The sequence below is a fragment of the Flavobacterium sp. GCM10023249 genome (assembly GCF_042653365.1).
Classification (GTDB): Bacteria; Bacteroidota; Bacteroidia; order Flavobacteriales; family Flavobacteriaceae; genus Flavobacterium.
In genome coordinates, this window is the sequence record NZ_JBHSHZ010000012.1 from 228,094 (window position 1) to 240,935 (window position 12,842).

9 protein-coding genes are annotated in these 12,842 nt (G+C 36.7%); 4 read left to right on the forward strand and 5 right to left on the reverse strand.

Features of this window, described 5'->3' with window-relative positions:
* Positions 1–12 precede the first annotated feature (12 nt).
* The 3 genes from ACFO7M_RS11800 (at position 13) to ACFO7M_RS11810 (ending at position 3,481) form a co-directional block, all read left to right on the forward strand.
* Positions 13–1,254 (forward strand): DUF4249 domain-containing protein, encoded by a 1,242-nt coding sequence (locus tag ACFO7M_RS11800; RefSeq protein WP_379735826.1) that lies wholly within the window; start codon positions 13–15, stop codon positions 1,252–1,254.
* A 19-nt stretch (positions 1,255–1,273) separates the two neighbouring features.
* A complete protein-coding gene (locus ACFO7M_RS11805; RefSeq protein WP_379735828.1) occupies positions 1,274–2,536 on the forward strand; it encodes a DUF4249 domain-containing protein in 1,263 nt (420 codons plus the stop codon).
* Between the two features lie 81 nt (positions 2,537–2,617).
* Positions 2,618–3,481 (forward strand): sigma-70 family RNA polymerase sigma factor, encoded by an 864-nt coding sequence (locus ACFO7M_RS11810; protein ID WP_014164868.1) that lies wholly within the window; start codon positions 2,618–2,620, stop codon positions 3,479–3,481.
* Between the two features lie 279 nt (positions 3,482–3,760).
* Here ACFO7M_RS11810 and ACFO7M_RS11815 read toward each other — a convergent pair whose 3' ends face one another.
* A complete protein-coding gene (locus ACFO7M_RS11815) occupies positions 3,761–4,996 on the reverse strand; it encodes a hypothetical protein (protein ID WP_379735829.1) in 1,236 nt (411 codons plus the stop codon).
* 45 nt (positions 4,997–5,041) lie between these two features.
* Positions 5,042–6,262 (reverse strand): hypothetical protein, encoded by a 1,221-nt coding sequence (locus ACFO7M_RS11820; RefSeq protein WP_379735831.1) that lies wholly within the window; start codon positions 6,260–6,262, stop codon positions 5,042–5,044.
* Positions 6,263–6,570: 308 nt separating this feature from the next.
* Between ACFO7M_RS11820 and rpe the strand changes: the two genes are divergently transcribed.
* A complete protein-coding gene (gene rpe / locus ACFO7M_RS11825) occupies positions 6,571–7,233 on the forward strand; it encodes a ribulose-phosphate 3-epimerase (RefSeq protein ID WP_379716378.1) in 663 nt (220 codons plus the stop codon).
* A 38-nt stretch (positions 7,234–7,271) separates the two neighbouring features.
* Here the strand turns inward: rpe and ACFO7M_RS11830 are convergent, their stop codons facing one another.
* From ACFO7M_RS11830 to ACFO7M_RS11840, 3 genes are read right to left on the reverse strand one after another with little or no spacing between them, the layout of a single operon-like run.
* Entirely contained in the window at positions 7,272–8,591 is a 1,320-nt protein-coding gene (locus ACFO7M_RS11830; protein ID WP_379716381.1) for a TolC family protein, read from the reverse strand.
* Positions 8,578–11,667 carry an efflux RND transporter permease subunit gene (locus ACFO7M_RS11835; protein ID WP_379716384.1) on the reverse strand — a complete coding sequence of 1,030 codons (3,090 nt, stop codon included), beginning with the start codon at positions 11,665–11,667 and terminating at the stop codon, positions 8,578–8,580. Before ACFO7M_RS11835 ends, ACFO7M_RS11830 begins: the two co-directional genes overlap by 14 nt.
* 7 nt (positions 11,668–11,674) lie before the next feature.
* Positions 11,675–12,742, reverse strand: a complete 1,068-nt coding sequence (locus ACFO7M_RS11840) for an efflux RND transporter periplasmic adaptor subunit (RefSeq protein WP_379735833.1) — start codon at positions 12,740–12,742, stop codon at positions 11,675–11,677.
* Between the last annotated feature and the right edge of the window lie 100 nt (positions 12,743–12,842).

A 12,842-nucleotide genomic window follows, 5' to 3' on the forward strand; every position in this document is an offset into this window, starting at 1 on the left:
TCATCATTTCAAATGAACATAAAAAACCCATTCCACATAGTCCTCTCACTATTACTACTACTTACAATTAGCTGTACAGAGCCTTATGGTCTTCAAACTGAAACCTTTGAAAGTGCGGTAGTAATTGAAGCAACTATCACTGATGAATACAAACATCAGGAGATAAAACTATCGCGCACTTACCGATTAGAAGAAGACGGTCCTGACACCGAAGTGGGAGCAGTAGTGTATGTTACCGACAGTAATGGCAACCAATACAATTTTATCGGAAGCGGAGATAGATATGTTTCTCAACAAGCATTTGCAGCTGTACCCAATGTGAATTATCAATTGCATATAGTAACTTCGGATGGAAAGACCTATACTTCAACTACCGAAAAAATGAGTTCCCTTACAAATATCGATGATATTGTTGCAGTAAGAGGACTAAATAGTGTAGGTGAAGACGGGGTCCAAATTCTCCTCAATGGAACAAAAACAACTGACAGTACTGAATATTACAGATATACGTATGAAGAAACCAATAAAGTAATTGCCCCTCAATGGATCACTCAAAGAGGAGTTGCCGTTTATTATAACCCTCCACTACCCAACAGTCAGAACATTGGATATCTGTTATTGGAACCGTGGCCTTATGAATCAAAAACCTGTTATTCTCATGAGAATTCAAAAGAAATATTGATTAGCAATACATCGCTAAACTCCACAAACAACGTAATCGACTTAATTCGTTTCTTAAAAATCGACGACTATAAAATAGCCAACCGCTATTCTATAAAAGTTACTATGCACAATGAAAGTTTTGAAGCTAATAATTTTTATGATGCGTTAAAGAAAACATCTTCAAGTGGCAGTTTACTTTCACAAAACCAACCTGGATTTTTTAGTGGCAATATAAAAAACAGTAACAATCCAAAAGAAAAGGTAATAGGTTTCTTCGACATTGCCCATGTATCAAGCAAGAGAATCTTCTTTAATTTTGAAGATATTTTCCCTAATGAACCGAAACCCCCTTACCCCTATTATTGCCCAGAAATCACGTTTTTCAATGAAAAAGACTTTAAATTCAATTTGTGTTTCGCTTCAATTGGCGTAAATTCTGAATGTCATGGGGAATTTATTTTAAGATCTATAGAATTCAGAGAAAAAACTGTTTTTAGTGCAGGTCTAGACGGTATCACCCTTGTCAATTCACAATGTGGTGATTGTACATTATTCTCTTCCAATGTAAAACCTTCTTTTTGGGTAGATTAAAAATTAATTGTCATTACGAATGAATATAAAAAAAACATTCCACATAGTCCTCTTACTATTCTCATTGCTTATAGTTAGCTGTACAGAACCTTATGCACTTCAGACTGAAACTTTTGAAAGTGCGTTAGTTATTGAAGCTACGATCACAGACGAGTACAAACTTCAGGAAATCAAACTTTCCCGTACCTACCGATTAGAAGAAGACGGTCCAGACACCGAAGTGGGAGCTGTAGTGTATGTTACCGACAATAATGGCAACCAATACAATTTTTCCGGAAGCGGAGATAAATATGTTTCTCAACAAGCATTTGCAGCTGTACCCAATGTGAATTATCAATTGCATATTATTACTGCAGATGGAAAGACCTATACTTCAACTACCGAAAAAATGAGTTCATTAACCGATATCAATGAACTTAAACCGATTGTTGGCACTAACCAAAATGGAGAAACGGGTGTACAAATCATGGCTAAGAGTACCAAGACTTCTGAAAACACAGAATACTACAGGTTCGAATACGAAGAAACCCATAAAATCATAGCGCCTCATTGGATCGCCGAAAGAGGTGTAGCTGTCTATTACAACCCTCCTCCTCTAACGTATGACACCCCTCCCGGTTATTTATATATGGAACCTTGGCCATATGAGGCTAAAATTTGTTATACGACCGAAAAATCGAAAGAAATCAACATTTCCAACACTTCTTTAAATAGTAGCAATTCATCGGTTAACTTAGTTCAGTTTATTAAAAACAATGACTATAAAATTGCCAATAGATATTCGATAGAAGTAACAATGTACAATGAAAGTTTGGCTGCCAATAACTATTTTGAAGCACTAAAAATGAGTGCATCCAATGGCAATTTATTATCGCAAAATCAACCTGGTTTTTTTAGTGGTAACATTAAAAACGCAACGACTCCAACAGAAAAAGTGATTGGTTTTTTTGATGTTGTACATGTATCCAAACAACGAATTTTTTTCAATTATGAAGAAACATTTCCCAACCAACAAAAACCTGACTATCCATATTATTGTCCTGAAATAAACCCTTTTAATGAAAATGAATTTAAATTCTCCAATTGTTTCTGCTTTCCTGGTGGACCTACCCCTTGTCCCACCAATCCAAGTTGTTCCGGGGATTTTATACTAGGGTCTATTCGAGATCGGATTAAATCTGTATATCGATATGGCTTAACCGAAGTGTATTTAACCAACATTCAGTGTGGTGATTGCACCTCTTTTTCATCCAATATAAGACCTTCTTTTTGGGTTGATTAAAATAATTTAAACTTTTTGTAACTTTTTTATAACTCGCTACGTATAACTATAAGAACTTATAAAAAGTAAGGAGAATTTTAGATGAGACAGCTCAAAATCACTAAGCAGGTAACTAACCGTGAAACTGCTTCCTTAGACAAATACCTACAAGAAATTGGTAAAGTTGACCTTATTACTGCTGATGAAGAGGTAGAGTTAGCACAACGCATCAAGGCTGGTGATCAGCGTGCGCTTGAAAAACTGACTAAAGCCAACTTGCGTTTCGTGGTATCGGTAGCTAAGCAATATCAAAACCAAGGATTGACACTTCCCGATTTGATTAATGAAGGTAATCTTGGACTAATTAAGGCGGCTCAACGTTTTGATGAAACCCGCGGATTTAAATTCATCTCTTATGCAGTTTGGTGGATTCGTCAATCTATCCTTCAAGCATTAGCAGAACAATCACGTATCGTACGTTTACCTTTGAATAAAATTGGTTCAATCAATAAAATCAATAAAATGTATGCTTTGTTAGAGCAATCTAACGAGCGTGCACCATCTGCCGAAGAAATTGCTGCAGAATTGGATATGACTGTGAACGATGTGAAGGAATCAATGAAAAATTCTGGACGTCACTTATCCATGGATGCTCCATTAGTTGAAGGTGAAGATTCTAACTTATATGACGTATTACGTTCAGGTGAATCTCCAAACCCAGACAGAGAGTTGATTCACGAATCGTTGCGTACCGAAATTGAGCGTTCATTGGAAACATTGACGCCTCGTGAAGCTGACGTAGTTCGTTTGTACTTTGGTTTAGGTGACCAACACCCAATGACTTTAGAAGAAATCGGTGAAACTTTTGATTTGACTCGCGAACGTGTTCGTCAGATTAAAGAAAAAGCAATCCGCAGATTAAAACATACATCAAGAAGTAAAATCTTGAAAACTTATTTAGGTTAATCCTATTACGACAACAACAGTCTATGACTGTTCGTTTTTTGATTGATGATTGAAACTCCGGCTGATTACCGGAGTTTTGCTTTTTCAAGCAATCCTCCAGTCAGTTCGGCTCTGCCTCGGGTTTCCGGAGTTTTGCTTTTTCAAGCAATCCTCCAGTCAGTTCGGCTCTGCCTCGGGTTTAGCTTTGCTCATTTCGTCTTTCAGACTTGGGTCCGGAGTTTTTTTTGCTTTTACTACAAATAAAAAAACCTTGATGAATCAAGGTTTCTAAGTACTCATTTAACGTATTTGCAACCAGTTTGTCCCATCGGATTGTAATTGAATCACTGTAGAATTGGCAATAGAAGTGACCGCAGTATTGGCTATATTCCTATAAGAAGAAGTAGTCACAGCACCTCCGGAGTTATTGCGTATACAGTAAATTCTTCCAAGACAAGTTGAAGCTGCCGGTAAACTTAAAGTTCCAGAAACTCCATTTCTAAGAACAACACTGTAATGAGTATCATTTAACGTTGGATTTGCAGTAGAGAACATTGTAATACTATTTGATTGAGAACCGACCACTTGCAATGTAGAATTCGCAACTGTACCAGAAGTATTAACCCCAACTCTTACTGTATTATCTAAGCCTGTACCTTGCATTCGCATCATTTCGATATAAACTCCTGAAGTATAATTATACTTTTTGAATACAATAGGCTCATTTCCATCATCGCCCACCTGGAATTCTAAAGCACCGTTTCCTGACGTTCCTGCAGCACCTAAACTAAAAAAATCAGTACCTGCAGCACTTCCTTTTAATCGAAAATTGCCATTAGCATCAACAAAAAACATGGGTTTATAAAATGATGCTCCTGGAGCTTCAAATTGTAATGCACTTCTTAGGTAGGTTACTTTTTGATTCGGACTGTCATAATCTGCTGTAGTATCCAATAAACCGAGTGTATTTCGTAAGCCAAACTCCAAAACATTTTGATTATTTGAACGCAATTGCATTTTTACATTATCAATCGTTCCTAAAAAATTGGTTGTAGGATTTGTTCCTGAATTCCCTACCAATAACCAGTTTTGAGCCGATACATCATCTGAAGGCTCCCATTGAGAACCATTATAACGTAAAACCTGATTAATTGTTGGCGGTATAGACGAAACCGGTAGATTTTGAAGTTTGGATACAACACTCGCATCAATACCTCCAATTACATCACCTCCTAGAGGGGTCGTAGAGTCAAGAATCAAATTCCAGCCTCCACTTTTCCACTGATAAATCCCTTCAGGTGTCAATCCGCCCAAACCTGTATTATAGATTAACAAACCAGCTATTGGAGAAGCAATTGTAGTTACATCTGCTCTTGAGGTAAGCGCAATTCTTGGCAACAAAAACCCTTTTGAGTCCGATTCCAAATGCAAAATCGACGAAGGATGTGGAGACGTTGTCCCAATACCAACCTGAGCAAAAAATGCATTGGAAAATAGGACGAAACCAACAAAAAAGAGAGTAATTTTTAATTTCATAAGCAGTAAAATTGAAGTTAAGTAGTTATTTATTTGGGGTAAATTTTACATTGAAAGCCAATTGGTTCCATCCGACTGTAACCAAACAACAGTATTATTATTCAACACTGAAACCAAAGTTCCAGATTCGTTGGTATAATTACTTATTGTCTTTGTGCTACCAGAGGTATTTCTGATAATATATACTCTACCAGTTGCTGAAGAAGCCAACGGAAGTGTTATTCCGACTGTCGTAGCACCGCCAGTAAGAACAACTGTATAATGCGCATCTGTTAGAGTCAAATTTGTTGAAGTACTGACTATACTTTTTGATATTGATCCATTCACTTGTAAAACAGAATTAGCAACTACCGCATTGGTATTAATACCAACTCTAACTGCTGCATTGGAACCTGTTCCCTGCATTCTAAGCATTTCAACGCTTGATGCATTATTATACTTTTCAAAAACGATGGGCTCATTCCCTTCATCTCCAACAAGAAATTCCACAGAACCATCATTTGAGGTTGAGCCAGCCGCACCTATTTCGAAATAATCATCACCAGCCATACTTCCTTTAAACCTGAAATTACCATCATTATTCACGAAAAAAATTGGCTTGTACGCAACCGAACCTATTGCTTCAAACTGGATTGCACTTCGTAAATGTGTTACTAACTGACTATCATCAGTATAATCAGTATATCCTTGAGTGAGACCCAAAGTCTGTCTTCTACCAAATTCAAAAAAGGGTTGATTATAAGACGACAAAGTCATTTTACTATCATCTGTAGTTCCTAAAAAACAACTCGACTGAGTAGTATTATTTCCCCTCATCAACCAGTTTTGACTGGATACATCATTTGAGTTTACCCATGCAGTCCCATTATAACGTAGCAATTGTGATATGGTTGGGTAAGAGAATAAGATTGGTTTTCTTTGAATTCCAACTACCTTATTCACAGCAACATTACCACTAACATCTCCATTGAATTCATTGACCGAATCATAAACAAAAGGTTTCCAACTAAGTTCATTCCATACAAAAATTCCTTCTTGGGTTAAACCGCCAGTTCCTTTATTATACACCAACAATCCTTTGGCTGGATTTGGAACGGTTACTACATCAGTAAGCGAAGTAAGTGCTACTCTTGGCAATAAAAAACCACGGTTGGAAGAACTTACATCCAAAATAGAAGAAGTGTTGGGTGTTGTTGTTCCGACTCCGATTTGGGCAAACATCGGAAGAGTCAGAACGACCAACACCCCTACATAAATTTTTTTCATAAGTAGGTTATTTTTTACAAAACAAAGTTAGGCAAAAAAACAATTTATAAAAAAATTTAACACAATCAACAGATAATCTGACAATTACACAACTACATTGAATTATCCTTTCAAACGTCCCAAAAATCAATTTAGGTAGAATTCTCAATTCAATTTATTTCATTCTGTACCGTAATACAGCATGGAAAACTTATCAATAGCCCAAAAGAAAAAGAGCAAAAGCAGAACCACAATTGTGCAAGTAAATTTTAAAACTCGTAAACTTCGAGTTATCTTTGCCCCACAACACAACAATACTTTTCTAAAAAATGAAGAACACACTTATTGCTCCGTCTGTACTTGCAGCGGATTTTGCCAATTTACAACGCGACATCGAAATGATTAATGCCAGTGAAGCCGATTGGTTCCACATTGATATTATGGATGGTGTTTTTGTACCCAATATTTCTTTCGGGATGCCGGTTTTGGATGCTATCAGCAAACATGCCAAAAAAACCATTGATGTGCATTTGATGATTGTTGATCCTGATCGTTACATTTCCACTTTTAAAAAATTAGGAGCAGATGTATTAACGGTACATTACGAAGCATCCACTCATTTACACAGAACATTACAAGCTATAAAAGCAGAAGGTATGAAAGCAGGAGTAGCTTTAAATCCTCACACTAATGTTTCTTTACTGGAAGATGTAATTAAGGATATTGATTTGGTTTGCATCATGAGTGTGAACCCCGGATTTGGTGGACAATCATTTATTGAAAACACATATAAAAAAGTAAAGCAACTCAAAGAAATCATCACTAGAAACAACGCATCCACTTTAATTGAAATTGATGGCGGTGTAACCAGTAAAAACGCACAACAATTAGTAGATGCTGGCGCTGATGTTTTGGTAGCCGGAAGTTTTGTTTTCAACGCAGAAAACCCTACACAAACCATCGCTGATTTAAAGAAAATCACTTCGATATAAAACAATAAAAAAGCGCTTAATTTCAGCGCTTTTTTCATTTAAAACTTTATATTTCCTGCTATTTGTTGCAGCACAATCTCGGATATCTTCGCTTGAAATTTCGCACTACTGTTTCTTGCAATTGCATTGATGTAGTTTTCTTGTGCATTTCTGAATTCTATCGTTGGAACAGTTCCAATTTTGAATTTATCCAAAGTAATCTCCATATTTTTCTTCGCAATCGCTTCATTACTTTCTTCCAGTTTTGCCAACTCCACATTGGTCAAATACGTTTGATACGCCGAAGACAGTTGCGCATTTATCGTTTGTTTTTGTTGTTCTGCCAATAAGCTCGAATTTTCCACTTGAAGCTTGGCAATTTTTTCATTTCTGTTTTGAGAAAAACCATTAAAAATGGGCATCGTGGCTGTAAGTCCGTAATTTAATCCTCGACTCGAAGTTGCTGTTGTAAACCCTAAACTACTTTCGGTTTCTACAAATGTATATCCCGTATTCAATCGTACAGTCGGGTATCGATTGGCTTTGGTTTGTTTTAATTCCAACTCTGCCACACGTTTATTGATCAAAGCCAGCTGCAGTTGTAAGTTTTGCTTTTCGGTTAATGCTTTTAATTCTGTCAATTGCAGTTTATCATCTACCACAACCTCTTCAACCACTTGAAAATTTGTAGCTAAATCTCTTGCCAGAATTTCATTCAATCGAATTTTAGTAATTTCATACAATTCTTTCTGCTTCAGTAAAGTAGAAGAATCCGTATTCAAATCGACCTGAGCATTCAACACTTCCAACTTAGCTGCTTTACCGATTAAAAAACGGTTTTCAGCAGTTTTCAAACGTTGTTTCGAAATTACAATCGTAGTATCCAAAGCTTTAATCAGTTGCTGTTGTTGTACCAAATCATAGTACGTTGTCATCACATCACTCACTTTGGTCAGTATCGTTAATTTCAATTGAACATCGCCTTGCTTTTCCAACTCTTTTAACTGATCGTAACGGGCAAACATTTTGAGACCATCAAAAACAGTCCATCCTAAATTTACACCATACTCCAATCGATTGTTTTTCGCATTATCCAATTCTCTCACATCTCCATTGGATTGTGTTTGTTTGGAATTTTGAATGCTATTATTTTTAGTCAAGCTTGCGTTGAGTTCAGGAAGCATTCCCGCATTCCCAATAGCATTATTTTCTTTATCAACATTGAGCTCGTTGGTAGCAATTTTAATATCATAATTGTTTTTTAGAGCAATTTGAACCGCTTGATCGACAGTCAAAATCTCCTGCGCCATTACTTTCGGCACAAAAACCAATACTGCTATTTGAAATAAAAATTTACGCATCACATTAAGCCTTTTCATATTGTTCAATAGTATCAAATTCAGGTCGGTGTTTTCTTTCTCTTGACCACATCAAATAAATAGCTGGAATTACAAACAATGTCAGTGCCAAAGAAAACAACGTTCCTCCAACAATAACTACACCCATACCTATTCTACTGGTAGAAGCCGCCCCTAGTGACAATGCAATAGGTAAAGCTCCTAAGGCAATCGCTAAACTGGTCATTAAAATTGGACGCAAACGCGATTCTGAAGCTTCCATAATGGCTTCGTATTTTGATTTACCTTGTTCTCTTAACTGATTCGCAAATTCAACAATTAAAATACCATTCTTGGTCACTAAACCAATCAACATAACGGTTCCGATCTGACTAAAGATATTCCAGGTTTGACCGAACAACCACAATGAAAATAATGCTCCAGCAACTGCCATTGGTACAGTTAGAATAATTATAAATGGATCGATAAAACTTTCAAATTGGGCAGCAAGTATCAAGAAAATTAACAATAAAGCCAAACCGAAAGCAAAGGATGTGTTCGAGCTACTTTCTACGAAGTCACGCGATTCACCACTTAAATCGGTAGTAAAAGTGTCATCCAATACTTTTTCTTTAATTCGTTCCATGGCTTCAATACCGTCACCGATACTTTTACCTGGAGCCAAACCTGCGGAAACCGTTGCCGACATGTATCGGTTGTTATGGTACAATTGAGGCGGACTACTTTGTTCATCAACATGAACCAAATTATCCAACTGTATCAATTGTCCTTTATCATTTTTCACAAAAATAGAAGTCAAATCCATAGGTGCATTTCGGTCTTTTTTATCAAACTGACCCATAACCTGATACTGTTTCCCATTCATCATGAAGTATCCGAAACGCTGACCACTTAAAGAAAGCTGTAAGGTTTGGGCCACATCAATCACCGACACCCCTAAACTCTGTGCTTTTTCCCTATCTATTGTTACATATACTTCCGGTTTATTGAATTTTAAATTCACATCCGAATTCGAGAAAGTTGGATCATTCGAAACTTCATCCATAAATTGTGGAATCTTTTCTTCTAACTTTTTGAAATTAGGCGCTTGAATTACAAATTGTACAGGCAAACCTCCTCTTCTATTCACCGCGATAGTTGGCGATTCCGAGACCGAAACTTTCGCTTCAGCATATTGTTTTGTCCATTTGGTAAGCTTTTCAGCGATATCTTTTTGGGTTTTTTCCCTTTCATCTGGTTGTACCAATGCAATTCTAGCCATACCACTATTCACAGAAGAAGATCCAAAACCTGGTGAGGTAACAATCAAACTCACTTTTTTCTCCGGAATCGAATCATTGATCAATTCTGTCAAATCGTTCATGAAACGATCCATATAATCATACGAAGCACCTTCTGGAGCCGTTACACGTGCGCTCAGGAAGCTTCGGTCGTCGTATGGCGCGGTTTCTTTTTGCAATACATTAAAGAACAGATAAATTAATCCGAAACAAAGAATCAAAATAGGAAAACTCAACCATTTCTTTTTCATAAAGCCAGTCAATGCTTCGGCATAACCGGAATTCATTTTCTCAAAAATAGGCTCAGTTAAAGTATAGAATTTTGATTTTTTCTGTTCGCCACCTTTCATTAAGTAAGCATTCAACATTGGCGTAAGCGTTAACGATACAAATGCTGAAATCAATACGGCCGCACCAATTACCACACCAAATTCGCGGAACAATCTACCCACGAATCCTTCTAAGAAAATCACCGGTAAGAAAACAGCTGCCAAGGTGATTGAAATTGAAATTACAGCGAAGAAAATCTCATTAGAACCTTTGATAGCGGCTTCTATAGGCGACATGCCTTCCTCTACTTTTTTGAATATATTTTCGGTAACTACAATTCCGTCATCTACTACTAATCCTGTCGCCAAAACGATTGCTAACAATGTCAATACGTTTACGGAGAATCCACATAAATACATAATGAAGAATGTAGCAATCAACGAAACAGGAATGTCAATTAACGGTCGGAATGCAATAGCCCAATCTCTAAAGAACAAATAGATGATCAATACTACAAGGATAACCGAAAGCAATAATGTTTCAGCCACCTCCAATACCGCTTTTTTAACGAATACTGTATTATCGATGGCAATATTCAGTTTGAAATCTTTTGGTAAATCTTTTTGCAACTGATCGTATTGCTCATAAAACTTCTCTGCAATATCCAAATAATTGGTTCCCGGTTGCGGAATAATAGCCATACCAATCATCGGTTGTCCCGAATCGGACAATTTTGTTTCTAAATTTTCAGCTTCTAAAGCCGCTTTACCAATATCACTAAAACGGACAATTTTATCTCCTTCCGCTTTAATGATGATATTATTGAAACCTTCTTCGGTTGAAATATTTCCAATAGTTTTAACCGTCAATTCGGTATTGGCACCTGTCAATTTTCCCGAAGGCAATTCTACATTTTGTTTGTTCAATGCCGAACGTACATCGGCTACTGTACATCCGTACGAAGCCAATTTATTCGGATCAATCCATAAACGCATGGCATATTTACGCATTCCCCAAATTTGCACACTACTCACTCCCGGAATAGTCTGCAAACGCTGAGAAAGTACGTTATCCGCATAATCGGTTAACTCCAATACATTTTTATTATCACTCTGAACGGTCATCGTAATAATAGGTTCCGAATCGGCATCTGCTTTGGACACTACAGGTGGTGCATCAATATCTTGAGGCAAACTGCGAACTGCCTGTGATACTTTATCACGAACATCGTTCGCGGCTTCTTCCAAATTCTTATCCAAATTGAATTCTATCGCAATATTACTTCTTCCCTGACTACTCGATGAAGATATATTTCGAATTCCATCAATCGAATTGACTGCTTTTTCTAAAGGTTCGGTAATCTGGGATTCAATGATATCGGCATTGGCTCCAGAATAGTTCGTCTGTACAGAAATTTGTGCTGGGTCGATAGAAGGAAACTCTCTTACACCCAAAAACGTATACCCAATAATCCCGAAAAGAATCAACATCAAGTTGAGTACAATCGTTAAAACGGGTCTTTTGATACTTAAAGTGGATAAACTCATAGCTATCTTACTTTATATTAACTTTAACTGGAGTGTCGTCTTTCAGTGTCATCACACCTGTAGTCAAAACCGTATCACCGGCTTTTAAACCTGTTAAGACTAAAACGTCTTTATCGGTTCTGGCTCCTGTTTCAACCATAATTTCTTTGGCTTTACCATTTACAGATACAAACACTTTTTTTCCGTTTTGTACTGGTATCAAAGCTTCTGTTGGCACCAATAAGGCATCATTGATATTATCCAATGGCAACGAAACATTGGCAAAAGTACCAGGAATTAGCTTCCCATTTGGGTTTTGTGCTATTGCACGCATTTTCAATGTTCTGGTGGTTTCTTCAATCTCTGGTTCGATAGCATAAATTTTAGCCGTGTATGTATCTTTTGAACCTGATGTAGTAAACGAAAGCGAAGTATTTACCTTCATCTGTGTCGCATATTTTTCAGGAATAGAAAAAGTGATTTTAACCTGACTGGTATTTACTAAATTAGCGACAACAGTTGTTGGAGTAACATAGGTTCCTTTGGATATATAACGCAATCCTATCTTTCCTGAAAAAGGTGCTTTGACCGAAGTCTTCGCAATTTGCGCTTGAATTAATTGAGTTTGTGCTTGGGCCGAACGGAAATCAGCACTAGCAATATCATACTCTTCTTGGCTGATTGCTTCTTTTTGTAATAACAACTTTGCTCTTCTTTCGTTTTCTGAGGCCAATGTCTGCTTAGTTCTGGCTTGCGAAAGTTGTGCCCGAAGTTCCAAATCATTAATTTTAAATAATTGTTGCCCTTTAGAAACATAACTTCCTTCTTGAAAATTGATACTTTCCACTACACCGGAAACTTCACTTCGCACTTCAATCTGTTCATTGGCTTCAATTGAACCGGAAAGTGATAAATTATCGGAGAAAATTTGAGGCTTTAGCACAATTCCGGAAACTTTTGAAGGTTTTTTATCGCCTTCTTTACCTTTCCCTTTACCATTTTCCTCATTCTTAGCGTTATTAGTTGATACTCTGTAAAATATCATTCCGCCTAAAACTACTGCTAACAGTAAATATACAATATGTTTAAATTTCATAATACGTGTGTAATTTTATGTCAATGTTGGGATTTATTAACAAAACTACTTGTTATTATTTACTTCTCTAAATGATTAAATTTTATTTAACATTAATTTA

Coding starts and splice junctions, on each gene's coding strand:
- ACFO7M_RS11800 (WP_379735826.1), top strand. CDS start 13: ATGAACATAAAAAACCCATTCCACATAGTCCTCTCACTATTACTACTA.
- ACFO7M_RS11805 (WP_379735828.1), top strand. CDS start 1,274: ATGAATATAAAAAAAACATTCCACATAGTCCTCTTACTATTCTCATTG.
- ACFO7M_RS11810 (WP_014164868.1), top strand. CDS start 2,618: ATGAGACAGCTCAAAATCACTAAGCAGGTAACTAACCGTGAAACTGCT.
- ACFO7M_RS11815 (WP_379735829.1), bottom strand. CDS start 4,996: ATGAAATTAAAAATTACTCTCTTTTTTGTTGGTTTCGTCCTATTTTCC.
- ACFO7M_RS11820 (WP_379735831.1), bottom strand. CDS start 6,262: ATGAAAAAAATTTATGTAGGGGTGTTGGTCGTTCTGACTCTTCCGATG.
- rpe (WP_379716378.1), top strand. CDS start 6,571: ATGAAGAACACACTTATTGCTCCGTCTGTACTTGCAGCGGATTTTGCC.
- ACFO7M_RS11830 (WP_379716381.1), bottom strand. CDS start 8,591: ATGAAAAGGCTTAATGTGATGCGTAAATTTTTATTTCAAATAGCAGTA.
- ACFO7M_RS11835 (WP_379716384.1), bottom strand. CDS start 11,667: ATGAGTTTATCCACTTTAAGTATCAAAAGACCCGTTTTAACGATTGTA.
- ACFO7M_RS11840 (WP_379735833.1), bottom strand. CDS start 12,742: ATGAAATTTAAACATATTGTATATTTACTGTTAGCAGTAGTTTTAGGC.